This window comes from Halomonas sp. McH1-25 (genome assembly GCF_022348165.1).
Classification (GTDB): Bacteria; Pseudomonadota; Gammaproteobacteria; order Pseudomonadales; family Halomonadaceae; genus Modicisalibacter.
Genome location: NZ_JAKRFI010000010.1, coordinates 50,860 through 66,725 on the forward strand (window position 1 = coordinate 50,860; position 15,866 = coordinate 66,725).

The 15,866-nt window shown below is 60.3% G+C and carries 16 protein-coding genes; 10 read left to right on the top strand and 6 right to left on the bottom strand.

Annotated features, from left to right (window positions below; all coding sequences use genetic code 11):
- Positions 1 to 5 precede the first annotated feature (5 nt).
- Both MHM84_RS19650 and MHM84_RS19655 read right to left on the bottom strand, forming a co-directional pair.
- Entirely contained in the window at positions 6 to 404 is a 399-nt protein-coding gene (locus MHM84_RS19650; RefSeq protein WP_239268431.1) for a septal ring lytic transglycosylase RlpA family protein, read from the bottom strand.
- Positions 401 to 1,510, bottom strand: coding sequence for an NADPH:quinone reductase (locus MHM84_RS19655; protein WP_239268434.1), 1,110 nt, complete (start codon positions 1,508 to 1,510; stop codon positions 401 to 403). Before MHM84_RS19655 ends, MHM84_RS19650 begins: the two co-directional genes overlap by 4 nt.
- A 117-nt stretch (positions 1,511 to 1,627) precedes the next feature.
- On the opposite strand from MHM84_RS19655, the gene kduD reads away from it, so the two are divergent.
- Positions 1,628 to 2,380, top strand: a complete 753-nt coding sequence (gene kduD / locus MHM84_RS19660; RefSeq protein ID WP_253561870.1) for a 2-dehydro-3-deoxy-D-gluconate 5-dehydrogenase KduD — start codon at positions 1,628 to 1,630, stop codon at positions 2,378 to 2,380.
- A 28-nt stretch (positions 2,381 to 2,408) separates the two neighbouring features.
- Here kduD and MHM84_RS19665 read toward each other — a convergent pair whose 3' ends face one another.
- On the bottom strand, positions 2,409 to 2,978 hold the full coding sequence (locus MHM84_RS19665; protein WP_239268437.1) for a hypothetical protein: 570 nt from the start codon (positions 2,976 to 2,978) through the stop codon (positions 2,409 to 2,411).
- A gap of 144 nt (positions 2,979 to 3,122) precedes the next feature.
- On the opposite strand from MHM84_RS19665, the gene MHM84_RS19670 reads away from it, so the two are divergent.
- From MHM84_RS19670 to MHM84_RS19695, 6 genes are all read left to right on the top strand, one after another.
- Positions 3,123 to 3,872: a glycerophosphodiester phosphodiesterase family protein gene (locus MHM84_RS19670; RefSeq protein WP_239268439.1), complete on the top strand. Its 750-nt coding sequence runs from the start codon at positions 3,123 to 3,125 to the stop codon at positions 3,870 to 3,872.
- Between the two features lie 71 nt (positions 3,873 to 3,943).
- Positions 3,944 to 4,768 carry a MotA/TolQ/ExbB proton channel family protein gene (locus MHM84_RS19675; protein ID WP_239268442.1) on the top strand — a complete coding sequence of 275 codons (825 nt, stop codon included), beginning with the start codon at positions 3,944 to 3,946 and terminating at the stop codon, positions 4,766 to 4,768.
- The gene (locus MHM84_RS19680; RefSeq protein ID WP_239268445.1) at positions 4,761 to 5,423 is read left to right on the top strand and encodes an OmpA family protein; all 663 of its coding nucleotides are present in this window, start codon (positions 4,761 to 4,763) and stop codon (positions 5,421 to 5,423) included. Before MHM84_RS19675 ends, MHM84_RS19680 begins: the two co-directional genes overlap by 8 nt.
- A gap of 120 nt (positions 5,424 to 5,543) precedes the next feature.
- Entirely contained in the window at positions 5,544 to 6,788 is a 1,245-nt protein-coding gene (locus MHM84_RS19685) for a NupC/NupG family nucleoside CNT transporter (RefSeq protein ID WP_239268447.1), read from the top strand.
- A gap of 60 nt (positions 6,789 to 6,848) precedes the next feature.
- The gene (locus MHM84_RS19690; RefSeq protein ID WP_239268449.1) at positions 6,849 to 8,462 is read left to right on the top strand and encodes a glucan biosynthesis protein D; all 1,614 of its coding nucleotides are present in this window, start codon (positions 6,849 to 6,851) and stop codon (positions 8,460 to 8,462) included.
- A 76-nt stretch (positions 8,463 to 8,538) separates the two neighbouring features.
- Entirely contained in the window at positions 8,539 to 9,606 is a 1,068-nt protein-coding gene (locus tag MHM84_RS19695) for a PA0069 family radical SAM protein (RefSeq protein ID WP_239268452.1), read from the top strand.
- Between the two features lie 17 nt (positions 9,607 to 9,623).
- Here MHM84_RS19695 and MHM84_RS19700 read toward each other — a convergent pair whose 3' ends face one another.
- A complete protein-coding gene (locus MHM84_RS19700; protein ID WP_239268454.1) occupies positions 9,624 to 11,147 on the bottom strand; it encodes a GGDEF domain-containing protein in 1,524 nt (507 codons plus the stop codon).
- 227 nt (positions 11,148 to 11,374) lie between these two features.
- Between MHM84_RS19700 and cobO the strand changes: the two genes are divergently transcribed.
- Together cobO and MHM84_RS19710 are read left to right on the top strand one after the other, a co-directional pair.
- Positions 11,375 to 11,974, top strand: coding sequence for a cob(I)yrinic acid a,c-diamide adenosyltransferase (cobO, locus tag MHM84_RS19705; RefSeq protein WP_239268457.1), 600 nt, complete (start codon positions 11,375 to 11,377; stop codon positions 11,972 to 11,974).
- A gap of 38 nt (positions 11,975 to 12,012) precedes the next feature.
- A complete protein-coding gene (locus MHM84_RS19710; protein ID WP_239268459.1) occupies positions 12,013 to 12,786 on the top strand; it encodes an SIMPL domain-containing protein in 774 nt (257 codons plus the stop codon).
- A gap of 78 nt (positions 12,787 to 12,864) precedes the next feature.
- Here the strand turns inward: MHM84_RS19710 and serS are convergent, their stop codons facing one another.
- Both serS and crcB read right to left on the bottom strand, forming a co-directional pair.
- Complete coding sequence (serS, locus tag MHM84_RS19715; protein ID WP_239268461.1) at positions 12,865 to 14,142, bottom strand: serine--tRNA ligase; 1,278 nt, start codon at positions 14,140 to 14,142, stop codon at positions 12,865 to 12,867.
- 24 nt (positions 14,143 to 14,166) lie between these two features.
- Positions 14,167 to 14,544 carry a fluoride efflux transporter CrcB gene (gene crcB, locus MHM84_RS19720; protein ID WP_239268464.1) on the bottom strand — a complete coding sequence of 126 codons (378 nt, stop codon included), beginning with the start codon at positions 14,542 to 14,544 and terminating at the stop codon, positions 14,167 to 14,169.
- A 224-nt stretch (positions 14,545 to 14,768) separates the two neighbouring features.
- On the opposite strand from crcB, the gene MHM84_RS19725 reads away from it, so the two are divergent.
- Entirely contained in the window at positions 14,769 to 15,839 is a 1,071-nt protein-coding gene (locus MHM84_RS19725) for a TRAP transporter substrate-binding protein (RefSeq protein WP_239268466.1), read from the top strand.
- The last annotated feature ends 27 nt before the right edge of the window (positions 15,840 to 15,866 follow it).

The window sequence follows — 15,866 nt, forward strand, 5'->3', positions numbered from 1 at the left end:
AGGTATCAGTTCAATACCGTCACGCGCACCGGCGCAGTCCCGCTACGAATCATCCCCAGCTGCTGCGCCGCCCGCCGTGACAGGTCGATGATGCGACCGCGAGTGAAGGGACCACGGTCGTTGATGCGTACGGTGACGTCCCGCCCGTTATCCAGGTTGGTGACATTCACACGAGTGCCGAACGGCAGGGAGCGATGCGCTGCCGTCAATGCATTGCGGTCGTAACGCTCACCATTGGCCGTTCGCTTGCCCTGGTAGGCATCGCTGTAATATGCCGCCTGGCCCTGCTGGGTTGCGTACGCTCCCTGGCCGGGTGACTGGTCGGGGCCGATGGAATGGCTTGCACATCCACTCAGCGCCAATGTCAAAGAGGCCAGGCTCAGCCCGGCCATCCATGCTTTCATGCCCGCGAGTCCTGATCCTGAGACTGCTCGGCGTCCTGTGCGGCTTGGCCCTCCTGCGCCTCTTTGACGGGCTCCCGTGCGTCCTGCGACTGGCCAGCGTCCTGCGTCGCCTGGGTATCCTGTTGCATTGCCGGTACCAGCACCGTCGACCCGGTCGTCTTGCGGGACGCCAGGGCTTCCTGGGCCTCGCCCGCCTTCTCCAGCGGATAGCGCTGGGCAATGTCGACCTTGAGCTTACCGCTCTCGAGCATCTCGAACAGCTCGTTGCTCATGGCCTCGAGACGCTTGCGTGTATCCGCATAGCCGTTGAGGCTCGGGCGGGTCACGTAGAGCGCGCCCTTCTGGTTGAGGATACCGATATTGACGTTTTCCACCGGGCCGGACGAATTGCCGAAGCTGACCATCAGGCCACGCTTCTGCAGGCAGTCGAGCGAGGTTTCCCAAGTGTCCCTGCCCACCGAATCGTAGACTACCGGCACCATGTCGCCCTTGGTCAGCTCGCGCACGCGCTCGGCCACGTTTTCCTTGGTGTAGTCGATGGTCGCCCAGGCGCCGTTCTGCATGGCCAGATCGGCCTTTTCCTGTGAACTGACGGTGCCGATCAGTTTGACGCCCAACGCCTTGGCCCACTGACAGGCGATCGAGCCGACACCGCCTGCGGCGGCATGAAACAGGATCGTCTCGCCTCTCTGCAGACGATAGGTCTGGCGCAACAGGTACTGTACCGTCAGCCCCTTGAGCATACAGGCCGCAGCGGTCTCGAACTCAATGGCCTCGGGCAGCTTGACCACCTTGTCGGCCGGCAGCACGTGCAGTTCGGCGTAGGCACCCAGCGGCCCCTGGGCATAGGCGACACGGTCGCCTTCCTTGAGATGAGTGACGCCCTCGCCCACCGCATCGACGACGCCGGCCCCTTCCGTACCTAGCCCGGAAGGCAGACCGGGCGCCGGGTAGAGGCCGGTACGGAAGTAAATGTCGATGAAGTTCAGGCCGACGGCATGGTTCTTGACGCGAACTTCGCCGGCCTTGGGCGCTTCCGGCGTCACATCGGCATATTCGAGCACCTCGGGTCCGCCGGTCCGGGAAAACTGGATTCGCTTGGCCATGAAAAAATGTCCTTATATCAGTCGATTGGATGGCAACACCATACAAGCGCCGTATTCACAACGCCAGGTCATAACCATGGCATGCTATACCAACCCCAAATACAAGGAGGAATCGACATGCCGTTATTCTCGTTGGAAGGACGTGTAGCCATGGTTACTGGCTGCAACAGGGGCCTGGGCCAGGCCATGGCAGTGGCGTTGGCCGAGGCCGGCGCCGACATCGTCGGCGTCAGCCGCCGCGAAGCCGACCAGACACGCCAGCGTGTCGAAGCATTGGGCAGGCGATATGTTTCCGTCGAAGCGGAACTGGGCAAGGATCGCCCCGCCGACATCGTCGAACGCGCGATCACCCAGGCCGGCCAGATCGACATTCTCGTCAACAATGCCGGCATGATCCGGCGTGCGCCGGCCCTCGAATTCAGCGAGGACGACTGGGACAGTGTGATCGACGTCAACCTGAAAGCCGCCTTCTTTCTTGCCCAGCATGCGGCGCGCCACATGATCGAACGCGGGACGGGCGGCAAGATCATCCATGTCGCCTCGATGCTGTCCTTTCAGGGCGGGATACGCGTGCCGTCGTACACCGCCAGCAAAAGCGGCATTCTCGGCCTGACACGCTTGATGGCCAATGAGTGGGCCTCCCAAGGCGTGAACGTCAACGCCATCGCACCGGGCTACATGGCCACCGACAACACGCAGGCCCTACGCGACGACCCGCAGAGAAGCGCCGAGATTCTCGGACGCATTCCTGCAGGTCGCTGGGGCAATCCGGACGATCTGGCCGGCGCCGCGGTATTCCTGGCCTCCTCGGCGTCGGACTATGTCCATGGTCACACCCTGGCGGTCGACGGCGGCTGGCTGGCGCGTTGATAACAGGCCGACCCGGGGCGTGCCCGCGTTACAGGACGCGTGGAAAGGTCTCCAAACCCCGAATGAAGCGTTTCTTGTATCCCTCGAACAGGGTGCGGTCCTGCTTGAAGGACTGCACCACGGCGCGCTCGTCGAAGCGCATCGGATTGGGCAGTTCTTCCGGCGACGTCGCTGGATGCACGTCGCTGATACCGACCCGGATCCCTTTCGATCCATCGAACCAACGCGCGATGCCGCAGCGGCGGAACATGGCTTCCTGCCCGGCATCGAGCGCATTGACCTTGAGCGGCGCCCGCGTTGCCAGCTCGGCAATCAGACGCTCCGTCGGCTTGGTCACGTCCGTCTCCAGGCCGGCCAACATGGCCACCTCCATGCTCTGCCCCTGCTCGTCGAGCACCAGCAGCGCCAGCGCCGCCGGTTGCGAGGCATCGTCGACCAGGGCCAGCATACGTGCCGCATCCTGGCGAATCAGGACACTCAATGTCCCGGCAAAGGTCGCCAGGGGTGCAATACCCGCCTCATGGCCATACACTTCCGCGCACAATCTTGCGAGGCAGGCATCGCGCTGCTGTTCGTTCTTGATATTGACTACTTTCATGTATCGATCTCTTACCTTCCACCGCGACGCGCTGACATAAAATCGCAGAAGCCTAGCATATCGGTGGAACGAACGCGCAGCTCTTGACGATCGTCGACGCTTCGCCGATGTTCTGCCACTGCGTAACGACTTTGGAACCTTGGCATGAGCGACATTGCTTCCCGCATAGCCTTACCTGCGACCATTGCCCACCGCGGGCTTTCGGCGCACGCTCCCGAAAACACCCTGGCTGCCGTGAAGGCCGCGCGCGCCGCCGGCCATACCTGGGTGGAACTCGATGTGCAGTTACTCGGGGATGGCACGCCGATCATCTGGCACGATGCCGGAGTACGTCGCTGCTCGAACGGTCGTGGCAAGCTCAGAAAACTGCACTGGGAGGCGGCGAGTCGACTGGATGTGGGACGCTGGTTCGATACCACGTTCAGCGGTGAACGCATGGCGACGCTGGAGGAGATGTTGGCCCTGCTCGCCGAACTGCGTATGGGCCTCAATCTGGAAATCAAGGTCAATCGCGGGCGCGATGCCGCTGCGCTGGTCGAGAGCGTCCTGCCCTCCGCCATGCAGGCGCTGCCCCCCGAACGGCTACTTGTGTCATCTTTCGATATGACCGCTCTCAACGCCATGCGTCGTCTCGTGCCCGATCCGCAGGCACTGGCGCTGGGCCTGCTCTACGAGAAGCTTCCCCGGGACTGGGAGGAACACGCCTCTCGACTCGGGGCCTTCAGCCTGCATCTCGACTGGCGGCGTCTCAAGCTTGCCCAGGCGCAGGCGGTCGCGGCCAGTCACTACCGCCTGCTCTGTTACACCGTGAACGACACGCAGGCCTACCAGCGTTTGTGCCAGTGGGGAGTGGATGCCGTCATCAGCGACGATCCCGGACGCCTGACTCGCTAAGCTCGTTCAAGTTTCCGGCAGCTTGGCCGATAGACAATCGATGTATTTCATTGATACAGGCCAGGCTTGCCATGAATGCATCCACCATGATCGGCATGGTCGTCAGTTGCCTGCTGCTCGCCAGCGTGCTGCTGTTCACCGCCGAAACCCCCGAAAGCTTCCTCAACCTGCCCGGGCTAGCCATCGTGCTCACCGGCACCCTGGCGGCCACGTTCATCAGCTACCCGTTGCGCGAGGTCGTTCGGGTGATCCGCCTGGTGGGCATCGTATTCCGGCGCGAAAACACCTATACCCACGATGACATCAAGGAACTCGTCGACATTTCACGGCTCTGGTTCAAGGGCGACGTACGTGCGGTCGAGAAGGCCTTGGAGGGAACGCACAATCCGTTCCTGCGCACCGGTGTCCAGTTGGTCATCGCCAACACCAAGGAAGCGGAAATCCTCGACCTGCTGCGCTGGCGCATCACCCGGCTCAAGGCACGCGAGCGCGCCGAGGCACAGATATTTCGCACCATGGCCGCCTACGCCCCGGCCTTCGGCATGATCGGGACGCTGGTCGGCCTGGTGAACATGCTCGAGGTCATGGATACCGGCGATCTCGCGTCGATAGGCCCACGCATGGCCGTGGCACTACTGACCACCTTTTACGGTATTCTGTTGGCCAATCTGATCTTCAAGCCGATCGCCGTGAAACTGGAGCGTCGCACCGAAGAACGCCTGATTGCCATGAACATGGTACTCGAGGGCATCTCGCTGATTTCCAAGCGTCGGCTCCCCTCGTTCATCGAGGAAACGCTGAACTCGTTCATGGCCAACCACAACGACGAGATCCGCGGGCCGATTCCCACGGAATCCGACAGCATCATCAACGCAAGAGTCCAGGCGCATGAGTGACTTGGACCGGCAACAGGCCGACCTGCTCGGCGGCGACGTTGGCGGCGGCGAAGATGGCGAAAGCTGGCTGATGAGCTACCTCGACGTGCTGACGTTGCTGATCACCCTGTTCGTATTATTGCTGGCATTGGCCGGCCAGGGCTCCCCGGGCGCCACCGAGCCGGCCGCTGATGGCGATCTTGCCACGCCAACAACGCCCGCTACGTCACAGGCCCCGGCAATGAACGGCGTCCAGCCACGCCATGATGGCGTACTGCCCCAATTCGACGGCATCACCGTATCGCGCAGCGCCCAGGGCCTGAATCTGCGCATTCAGGATCACCTGCTCTTCGATAGTGCCCAGGCGACCCTGACCGAGCCTGGCCGTCAAGTTCTCCAGGGCATCATCCCTCTACTGCAGCGCTCCAGTGGAGATATCTCCGTCGAGGGCCACTCGGATAGCCTGCCGATCGATACGCCGCGCTACCCATCCAACTGGGAGCTTTCCAGCGCCCGCGCCAGTGCCGTTCTACGCTTTCTCGTGCAGCAAGGCATCGCTTCTCCTCGCCTGCGGGCCATTGGCTATGCCGACACCCGTCCTCTGGCAGCGAACGATGACAGTGCCGGGCGTGCGACCAACCGGCGCGTCGAACTCGTGCTGCACGAAGTGCAGTGACGGAACCGGCCGTATTTCACCATCAGCGGCGTTTACTGCGAAGGCCTTTTTAGGTGTAGCTTTTCCATGCGCGATGATAGCCTTTCAAGCTCATAACAAACCGCTATCCCCGGATCCCTTATGCAAACGTTGATGGGCCTGGTCGGCATTGCCGTCGTCTTGCTTCTAGCCGTTCTTCTTTCGGAAAACCGTCGTGCCATACGTTTGCGCACCGTGGCCGGCGCCCTTTTGATTCAGGCCGGGCTTGGGCTCTTGGTGCTTTACATTCCCTTTGGACAGCGTCTGTTGCTCGGCATGACGGAAGGCGTCCAGGCAGTCATCAATAGCGCTCAGGCGGGCATGGATTTTATGTTCGGCGGGCTGGTCAGCGACACGATGTTCGACGTGTTCGGCGGCGGCGGGTTCGTTTTCGCCCTACGCGTGCTACCGATTATCGTGTTCTTTTCCTCGCTGATTTCCGTGCTGTACTACCTGGGCATCATGCGTTGGGTGATCACTCTCATCGGCGGTGCCTTGCACAAGCTTCTGAAAACCAGTCGCACCGAGTCGTTGTCGGCGGCCGCCAATATTTTCGTCGGCCAGACGGAGGCTCCCATCGTCGTCAGGCCTTTCCTCGCCGGCATGACCCGCTCGGAGTTGTTTGCCGTCATGGTCGGCGGTCTCGCTTCGGTCGCCGGCAGTGTGCTGGGCGGTTACGCCGCCATGGGCATCTCTCTGGAATATTTATTGGCGGCCTCTTTCATGGCGGCTCCTGGTGGCCTGCTGATGGCCAAACTGATCATTCCCGAAACCGAAACCCAGACCCAGGCGGTGCAAGAAGTCATCGAGGCGGGGGCAGACGAAAAGCCGGCCAACGTCATCGAAGCCGCCGCTACGGGGGCCGCTTCGGGCGTACAGTTGGCAATCAATGTCGGCGGTATGCTGCTAGCCTTCATTGCACTGATTGCGCTTCTCAATGCCTGTCTCGGTTGGGTAGGCGGTTGGTTCGGTTATGGTGATGTAACACTGCAACTGCTGTTGGGCTATGTGTTTTCCCCTCTCGCCTTTCTCATTGGCGTTCCCTGGGAAGAAGCCATCCTGGCCGGCAGTTATATTGGCCAAAAACTGGTGCTCAATGAATTCGTCGCCTTCGCCGACCTCGCCGGCGATCCGGGCGCGCTCAGTCCGCATGCGCAGGCCATCGTCGTGTTCGCCCTGTGCGGGTTCGCCAACTTGTCGTCGATTGCCATTCTCATGGGCGGGCTCGGCCTGATGGCACCCAATCGTCGTAGCGAGATTGCCAGACTCGGCCTCAAGGCGGTCGCCGCAGGTACTCTATCCAACCTAATGAGCGCTGCGTTGGCCGGTTTCTTCCTTTCATTGTGAAATGACCTTAGATTAGGTAACCGTCCGCCACGGAACAACCACTGTCCAGGAAAGACACCGATGAACAGACGCGACTTCCTGAAAGCCTCCAGTCTGATTGGCAGTAGTGCCTTTCTTCCCTTCGGCCCCCTATTCGCCGCCGTCGAGAACCAGACCAAGTCGATTGGCCCCCGCGAGGCCTTCGATTACGCCTGGTTGAAGGGACTCGCCAGGACCCTGGCAACCCAGGACTACGAATCCCCCGAGGTCACACTGCCCAAGCAGCTGCAGGACCTGACCTGGGACGATTATCAGTCCATTGTCTTCAAACCGGACCATGCCCTGTGGTCCGACATGGAGCAATCCAAGTTTCGCGCCCAGCTCTTCCACCTCGGGCTGTACTTCAAGAAGCCCGTACAGATATACGAGATCGTCAATGGTCAGGCTCAGGAAATCGCCTACGACCCGGCGATGTTCGCTTATGGAAAATCCGGCATCGATGGCGAGGCCCTCCCCGAAGACCTGGGCTTCGCCGGGTTCCGGCTCCATCACCAAAACGACTGGCAGCGGGACATTGCCGCCTTCCTGGGCGCCAGCTATTTCCGCGCCGTGAGCAAGTCGATGCAGTACGGCATGTCCGCGCGCGGGCTGGCGATCGACACCGCTATGGACAGGCCGGAGGAATTTCCCGACTTCACGCGTTTCTGGCTCGAGCGGCCGGAACCGAACAGCGATGTCGTCAACGTCTACGCCTTACTGGAATCCCCCAGCATCACCGGCGCCTACCGCTTCGCGATTACCGATGTCGACGGCGTCGTCATGGAAGTGGATGCCGCCCTCTATCCGCGTAAGAGTATCGAGCGCCTGGGCATCGCCCCGCTGACCAGCATGTACATGATCGGCGAGAACGACCGCGATGCGAACTGGGACTGGCGGCCGGAAATCCATGATTCCGATGGCCTCTCGATGCACACCGGCAATGGCGAATGGCTGTGGCGCCCGCTCGTCAATCCGCGTCAGTTGCGCTTCAATTCCTATCAGGACAACAACCCCAAAGGGTTCGGCTTGATCCAGCGCGATCGCGATTTCGATCATTATCAGGACGATGGGGTGTTCTACGATCGTCGCCCCAGTGTATGGATCGAGCCCAAGGGCGACTGGGGCGCCGGGGCGATCCAGTTGGTGGAGATCCCCACCCTGGATGAAACCTTCGACAACATCGTTGCATTCTGGAATCCCGAAGCGCAGGCGACGCCGGGAGAAGAGATGCTCTACGGCTATCGAATCTTTTGGCGGGGGCGCCCTCCGGAAGAGCCCGAGCTGGCCCGCTGCGTGGCGACGCGCACCGGCCTCGGCGGGGTCGTCGGCCAGCGGCGCGAGTATTTCAGTTGGCGATTCGTCGTCGATTTTCAGGGCGGCCCCTTCCCGTTCAACGAAGGCGAGGACGTCAAGGTCGAGCCGGTCATCGACCATTCGGCTGGGCGTGTCGAGATCACTTCCGCGCGCCCCCTGGCCTCGATTCAGGGGTATCGGGCCATGTTCGATGTAGTGCCCCCAGATGATGGCACCGACCCGATCAATCTGCGCCTGTACCTGCAGACAAGCGAGGGTCGACCCTTGACCGAAACCTGGCTCTATCAGTGGACCCCGCCTCCCGCAGAAGAGCGCGAACTGCGCAATCCCGGCCACCTTTGAACGCCTGAAGACAGACTGGCGAGCCTTTCACCCTCCCGATATACTGTATTTAAATACAGTATATCGGGTTACTTCCATGCGTCATCCATCGCATAAACGCAAAGGACGCGGCGCCACCTTCGATCCGCACAATCGCTTTGCACCAACCTCTAGCGAAGCCGAAGACGACGGCTGGTGGCAGGAAGCGGCGATTGAGCGTCTTGCCACGACGGTACGCGACGAGCGCAGTAAGTCCGCGCTGTCCTGGAACGACTCGCCGGACCTGGGCTTCGATCGCTCCCTCAACCCCTACCGAGGCTGTGAGCACGGCTGTGTTTACTGCTTCGCGCGGCCCAGCCACGCCTACTGGGACCTGTCGCCGGGCATCGACTTCGAAACGCAACTGATCGCCCGGACAGGCTTGGTGGAGACATTGCGCGAAGAGCTCTGCAAACCGGGGTACGTGTGCCGTCCCATCAACATGTCCGGCAATACCGACTGCTACCAGCCCTTGGAGGCCGAGCGCCGCACGACACGTGCACTACTCGAATTGCTGTTGGAGTGCCGACATCCCGTGACCTTGGTTACCAAGAGCGCCTTGATCCTGCGTGATCTCGACCTGCTCGCAGCCTTGGCCCGGCAACGTCTGGTGCGCGTGTTCATCAGCCTGACGACACTAGACGACGATCTCAAACGCACATTAGAGCCTCGTACGGCGTCGCCAGCCGCGCGCCTGAAGACGCTACGCTCCCTCAATCGGGCAGGCATTCCCGTCGGCGCGCTGATTGCACCGCTCATTCCGGGGTTGAACGATCACGAGTTGGAGCGTCTTCTCCAGGCGGCCAAGGACGCTGGGGCCGGGACAGCCGCCTGGGCATTGCTGCGTCTCCCCCATGAAGTCGCGCCACTATTCGAAGACTGGTTGAATACCCACTATCCCGAACGCGCCGGCAAAGTGATGAGCCTGATTCGCCAATGTCGTGGAGGGTCAAACTATGACGCACGTTTCGGCCAGCGCATGCGTGGCCAGGGGGTATTCGCCGACATGCTCCGGCAACGCTTCGATAGCGCCTGCCGGCGTTTGGATCTGGGACACCACGCCGCTATGGGACTCGATTGCCACGCGTTTCGCCCACCCAACCGCCAGGCTGATCTGTTCGATTGACGGCAATGGATGGCGCTTTACATCTGCGTCACACTAGCCGGCGCAGTCACTACAGTCACTCGGTTATAGCCGTTGCGTTTCGATCGATACATGCATTGATCGGCCGTTTCGATCAATTCGCCGATACTCGCGAACTGCCCTGCCTTCTCCATGGCAGCGATGCCGTACGATGCCGTAACGAGGATAGGTACACCATGGACATGGGCCAAGGCCTTGGCTTCGACCTGTCGGCGAATGTCTTTCACTCTCTGACGAGCCACGTCGCTGCCCGCTCCCGGCAGAACGACGACGAACTCCTCGCCTCCATAGCGCCCCGTCAATGCTTCGTCATCAATGAACATGTCGGTCAAAATGGACGCAAAGCCCTTCAGAACGTCGTCCCCCGTTGCATGACCGAACTCGTCGTTGACGTGCTTGAAACGGTCCAGGTCGATGAAGATGAGCGATAGGCTGTCTGCGTTGACGCTTGCCTGCTGAAAAAGCGCTTCCAGACGCTGCTCCAGGTAGCGCCGATTGTATAGGCCGGTGAGCGGGTCGACTCTGACCTGGTGACTGAGCATTTCCTGCTGCTGGCGAAGCGCTTCGATCTCTTGCTGCTGACGCAGCAGATCCTGCTGAAGGCGGACATTCTGCTCGGCAAGCAACAGCTTGGCTTCGAACATCAATTGGTTGGCATTGAGGGGCTGCGGCAAGGCGACGTTATACAGCGCCGCCACCGAAGGGAGCTGCTCCTGCAGCGTCATGATCTTTTCGATCATCCCGGGGGAGTCCAGACCGAAGTATTGCTCGAGCGAGGCCATCGCCACGCTCAGCGCCGCCTCGCCTTTCAGCCAGGCATCAGCCAGCGCGCCCGAAGCGATGAGGCAGTTCAGGGCTTGCGTCGTCCGTGAATCCGAACGCGCCATGATCTCATGGCTTTGGGCTATCCAATGCGCGGTCCTTTCCGAGAGCTTCCATCGTGCCGCCAGCCAGGCACCGACTTCGGCATGATCCGTCCCGTAAAACCGACGCTCTTCTTCAAGCAACGAAGCATGATCCGCGGCAGCTTCGAGCACTGGCCGGTAGTGGCCGGCATCGACGGCATACAGCGCTAGCATCCCGATATCCTGAAGCAGTGAGGCGGTGTAAAGCGCGCCCCCCTCTGCATCCAGCCCCAAGGTCTCGGCGAGCGACTTCGCGCTCAGCGCACAGATGAGCGAACGTTGCCAATAGTGTTCTAGATCCATGCCCGGGAATGCCTGGTTTTCGGTGGCGGAAACCAGGCTACAGCCTAGCGCCAGGGAGAGCGTTTTCTCCATACCGATCCGGCTAACGGCTTGCTGAAGATCTTCGACAGGGCGGGTCTGGGTGAAATACACCGTGTTGGCCACGGAAAGCACACGTACCGAGAGGGCTGGGTCGGTCCCCAGGGTAGTCACTATTTGCTGGATACTGCTTTCGGGGTCCCTTGCCAACTCAATAACGCGTAGAACAGCGGCCGGCAAAGAGGGTAAGTTGGTGCATTGCTCGAGAGATTGACGCAATCCATACGGCAACATCATTGTTCTCCTTTCGGTCGCCTCGAGAGACGCCGAGCTCAAACCCTAGAGGGGAATGCTGCCAGTATTTGGCGCGCTGTGCTGATCGTCAACTCGTAATAGGTATTGTGCAAAGATATGCATAAATTGTTTTTTGCAGCTCACGATAGGCGCTGTTTTCCTAACTTGGATCATTCATGCCTTTCTTCTCTCGATGTGTCAGTTCCGATATGTATTGTCAGGAGTAGTCAATGACCGACCGCAGCCAACGCCACAAACGCTCCATGGAAAAACTCAAGGCGCATGTCGACGAACGAGTCGCCAATGCGCAGGAACAGCGCGGTCTTCTGCTGGTGTTCACCGGTAATGGCAAGGGCAAGACCACAGCAGCTTGGGGTACCGTCACCCGCACCCTGGGCTATGGTTACCGGGTGGGTGTCGTACAGTTCATCAAGGGCCTCTGGGAGTGCGGAGAACGGGACCGCCTCGAGAGCGATCCCAACTTAGCGGTCACCGTTATGGCAACGGGCTTCACCTGGGAAACCCAGGATCGCGAAGCCGATACCGCCGCTTGCCAGCAAGTCTGGCAGGACGCTGCCCGAATGCTGGCCGATGAGTCGATCTATCTCGTCGTGCTCGACGAGATCACCTACATGCTCAAGTTCGGCTACCTGGATTTCGGTACGCTCAGACGGGCTCTCGAAAACCGACCCAAGGAGCAGACTGTCATCATTACCGGCCGCAATGCTCACCGCGAGCTGCTCGAGATGGCCGATACCGTCACGGAAATGCAGGAAATTCGTCATGCCTTCAATGCGGGCGTACAGGCCCGTCGTGGCATCGATTATTGAGAGACAAGTCGTTCAACAGCGTGACTCAAGGAGACGTCATGTTTGCTTATATCGCCAAGACATTACCGCTGGCATTGCTGCTGGGTACTTGCCTGACTGCGCCAGCCTTCGCCCAGACGCCGCCCCAGACGATTCCTCAGCGGATCCAGGTACAGGCACAGGCCGATGTTTCGGTGGCGCCCGACATGGCCACGCTGGAAGCGCGTCTTTGGGAGCGCACACCAGCCGTTGCCCAGGCGCAAGACACCCAGACCGACCCTGCAGCACTTGCCCAGGCGCGTGAGCGACTGGAAACGAGAACCGGCGAACTGATTCGTGCGCTCGAGCAGGCCGGCCTGGATAAGCAGGCAATCAGCGCTGGCTCCCTATCGATCCACCCCGATTACGTGCAGGCGCCATCCCGCCAGGGGGAAAGCGAGGCGCCGCTGGTGCGTACGCAACTGGAACGCCCCATCAGCGTGCGCATCGATGCGCTCGACCGCGTCCCGAGGATTCTCGATGCGCTGACCCAGGCCGGCGTCGACTCACTGGATGGCATCACCTACGATCTCAAGGATCGCGATGCGGTCAGCGACCAGGCGTTGACACAAGCCCTGCAAAAGGCACGGGACAAGGCCCAGCTGATCGCCGATACCCTGGGTATCGAACTGGGACGGGTGCAGAACGTTCAGGAAAATACCCCGCCCATCTTTGCCCCGCGCATGGCCGCGATGCGTGCCGACGGCATGGAGAGCAAGGCGCAGGTGGAATATCGGCCAGGCGAGATCACCATCGAGACGGCAGTCAGTGTGGATTGGGGAATTGCAGAATAATAAAAGACCGTCCACCTGGAACGGAAAAGGCCTCGTCAAGCGAGGCCTTTTCCTTCTCTGGCGGATCAACGGCTGCACTCAGGCATTGATGACCTGAACGCCCCCCATGTATGGACGCAGCGCCTCCGGGACGCCGATCGAGCCATCGGCGTTCTGGTAATTCTCGAGCACCGCCAGCAGGCAGCGCCCTACTGCCAGGCCCGAGCCGTTCAGGGTATGCAGTAGCTGAGGCTTCTTCTGCTCGGGCGAGCGGAAGCGTGCCTGCATGCGGCGGGCCTGAAAATCCTCGCAGTTCGAGACCGAAGAGATTTCACGGTAGGTCGCCTGACTGGGTAGCCACACTTCGAGGTCGTAGGTCTTGGCCGCACCAAAGCCCATGTCGCCGGTACACAGCGTCACGACACGGTACGGCAGCCCGAGTGCCTGCAGGATCGCCTCGGCATGGCCACGCATCTCTTCCAGCGCGTCATAGCTGGCCTCGGGCGCAACCATTTGCACCATCTCAACCTTGTCGAACTGATGCTGGCGAATCATGCCCCGGGTATCCTTGCCGTAGGCGCCCGCTTCACTGCGGAAGCATGGGGTATGTGCGGTCAGGCGGACCGGCAACTCCCTGGCCTCGAAAATGTGATCCCTGGCAAAGTTGGTGAGCGGCACCTCGGCGGTGGGAATCAGGTAATACTCCTGATCGCCCTCGAGGCGGAACAGGTCCTCGCCAAACTTGGGCAGTTGGCCGGTGCCCATCAGCGAGTCGCGATTGACCATGTAGGGGACGTAGCATTCCTCGTAGCCATGCTCGAGGGTCTGCTTGTCGAGCATGAACTGCGCCAGGGCGCGATGCAGCCGGGCGATGGGGCCACGCATCACCGCAAAACGCGATCCGGTCAGCTTGGATGCCATCTCGAAATCGAGATAGCCCAGTTTGGCACCGAGGTCGACATGGTCCTTGACCTCGAACTCGAACTCGCGCGGGGTCCCCCAGCGATACAGTTCGACGTTGTCGCTCTCGTCGGCACCCTCCGGCACGCTGTCATGCGGCAGGTTGGGCAAGCTTGCCATTAGCGACTCCATCTCACCGGCCACTTCAGCGAGCTGCGACTTGGCGATATCCAGTCGATCGCCCAGATCGCTGACCTCGGCCAGCAGGGGCTCGATGTCCTCGCCTGCGGCCTTGGCCTTGCCGATCGCCTTGGAGCGGGTGTTACGCTCGTTCTGCAGTTGTTCGGTCTCGGTCTGCAGATCGCGGCGCCGGCTTTCCAGCGCCTCGAATTGCGTGACATCCAGCGCATAACCGCGCTTGGCCAGACGTTGCGCGACCTGTTCGAGATCGCTGCGAAGCAGTTTGGGATCGAGCATGGAGTCCTATCCGTCAGTGAATCGTTAAAGTAATACGCGTGCCAGCTTCATACCCAGCGCCACGCCAGCGACACCCAGCACCAGACTGGACGATACATAGAGCGCGGCTACCAACCCGCGCCCGGACTCGAACAGTGTCAGCGTTTCGAGCGCGAAGGTGGAAAACGTGGTGAAAGCACCGGTGAAGCCCGCCATCAACACGGCCTGCCAGATGGGCGCCAGCCTCAGTTCCTGGGTCAGCCAGACATAGAGCGCCCCGATCAAGCAACAGCCGATCAGATTGGCCCCGAAGGTTCCCCAGGGAAACCCACGTCCCAACATGCCAGTCAGCCACCCATTCAACAGATAGCGACTCAAGGCCCCAAGCGCTCCGCCCGCCGCCACGGCCAGCCAAGTCATCATGCACAGACTCACGTGTCTCGAAAAAATGACCCTCTATTGTAAGCGAAACATGCCCTGAATGCCTGCGCAGAAACATATACCGCTGGTATGGGAGCACAGGTAACCGCGCCAGGCCGAAATTTCACATACATTAATTTTCCTTTAATTAAAATTCTCCTTAAGGTTAATTTCCTTATATAAAACCTTCTTAGTAAAGTTCAACATGTCTGACAAAAAAAGAAAAAATGCCATTTCCAACAAATTCATCAGACAAATCTAGCCCTCTCGTCGCGATTCAAACACTTGGCCATCAAGGAAACTCCCGCATGCGATACATCTCATCCTTCACCACGGTTCTGCTGGCCGGAGCCCTCACCGTCTCGGCCCAAACTCAAGCTGCGACAACCCTTCGGCTGGGGTGGACTACTGCCGATAGCAAGGTGGATCCGTATGCCATCACCGCCCACTACTTCGCCGAGGAACTGGAAAAAGCCGCGCCGGGAGAGTTCGACGTACAGTTTTTCCCCAACCATCAGCTCGGCGACGACACGGAAATGCTGCAAGGCATGCAGTTAGGGATACTCGATGCCGCAGTCATTACCGGCACCCAGATCAGCACTATTGACACCAGCTTTCAGCTCAATGACCTGCCCTTCCTCTATGCAAGCAGCGAACAGGCGCATGCCGTCCTCGACGGCGATGTCGGCCAAACGCTCATGCAACGCCTCGAACCGGAGGGCATCATCGGCCTAGGGTTCGCCGAGGCAGGCTTCCGTAACACCATCAACAACGTTCGCCCGATCGTCTCGCCTGAGGATTTTGATGGCATCAAGATGCGAGTACAGCCCAGCGATCTTTTCCTCGCCAGTTTCCGGGCGCTCGGCGCCAACCCCGCTCCACTCGCCTGGAGTGAGGCCTTTACTGCCGTCCAACAAGGCACAGTCGATGGCCTGGAAATTCCGCTTCCGGTGATTTATGCCAATAAATATCCGGAAGTGACGCAGTACCTGTCTTTGACGCGTCATACCTATAATGCGTTGGGCCTGCTGATTTCCAAACAGGCCCTGGAGCGTCTTCCCACCGACATGCAGGCTGTCGTTCACGAGGCTGCTGACAAGGCAATCGAGCGCCAGCGTCAGACCGTAGCCGCCAATGACGAGACCATCCTTGCCCAGATCGAGGACATGGGCATGAAAGTCAATGAGATCGACGATGTATCGGCATTTCGCAAACAAGTCTCACCAGTCTATGACGAGTATCGCGACCAAATAGGTGGCGAGTTGATCGACAAGGCTCTGGAGCAACTCTCCGAGTAAATCCCCGGCCCGGCTAACGCCGGGCCG

Excerpts from the sequence above, each read along its gene's own strand:
- MHM84_RS19650 (WP_239268431.1), bottom strand. The coding sequence starts at position 404 with ATGAAAGCATGGATGGCCGGGCTGAGCCTGGCCTCTTTGACATTGGCG.
- MHM84_RS19655 (WP_239268434.1), bottom strand. The coding sequence starts at position 1,510 with ATGGCCAAGCGAATCCAGTTTTCCCGGACCGGCGGACCCGAGGTGCTC.
- kduD (WP_253561870.1), top strand. The coding sequence starts at position 1,628 with ATGCCGTTATTCTCGTTGGAAGGACGTGTAGCCATGGTTACTGGCTGC.
- MHM84_RS19665 (WP_239268437.1), bottom strand. The coding sequence starts at position 2,978 with ATGAAAGTAGTCAATATCAAGAACGAACAGCAGCGCGATGCCTGCCTC.
- MHM84_RS19670 (WP_239268439.1), top strand. The coding sequence starts at position 3,123 with ATGAGCGACATTGCTTCCCGCATAGCCTTACCTGCGACCATTGCCCAC.
- MHM84_RS19675 (WP_239268442.1), top strand. The coding sequence starts at position 3,944 with ATGAATGCATCCACCATGATCGGCATGGTCGTCAGTTGCCTGCTGCTC.
- MHM84_RS19680 (WP_239268445.1), top strand. The coding sequence starts at position 4,761 with ATGAGTGACTTGGACCGGCAACAGGCCGACCTGCTCGGCGGCGACGTT.
- MHM84_RS19685 (WP_239268447.1), top strand. The coding sequence starts at position 5,544 with ATGCAAACGTTGATGGGCCTGGTCGGCATTGCCGTCGTCTTGCTTCTA.
- MHM84_RS19690 (WP_239268449.1), top strand. The coding sequence starts at position 6,849 with ATGAACAGACGCGACTTCCTGAAAGCCTCCAGTCTGATTGGCAGTAGT.
- MHM84_RS19695 (WP_239268452.1), top strand. The coding sequence starts at position 8,539 with ATGCGTCATCCATCGCATAAACGCAAAGGACGCGGCGCCACCTTCGAT.
- MHM84_RS19700 (WP_239268454.1), bottom strand. The coding sequence starts at position 11,147 with ATGATGTTGCCGTATGGATTGCGTCAATCTCTCGAGCAATGCACCAAC.
- cobO (WP_239268457.1), top strand. The coding sequence starts at position 11,375 with ATGACCGACCGCAGCCAACGCCACAAACGCTCCATGGAAAAACTCAAG.
- MHM84_RS19710 (WP_239268459.1), top strand. The coding sequence starts at position 12,013 with ATGTTTGCTTATATCGCCAAGACATTACCGCTGGCATTGCTGCTGGGT.
- serS (WP_239268461.1), bottom strand. The coding sequence starts at position 14,142 with ATGCTCGATCCCAAACTGCTTCGCAGCGATCTCGAACAGGTCGCGCAA.
- crcB (WP_239268464.1), bottom strand. The coding sequence starts at position 14,544 with ATGATGACTTGGCTGGCCGTGGCGGCGGGCGGAGCGCTTGGGGCCTTG.
- MHM84_RS19725 (WP_239268466.1), top strand. The coding sequence starts at position 14,769 with ATGCCATTTCCAACAAATTCATCAGACAAATCTAGCCCTCTCGTCGCG.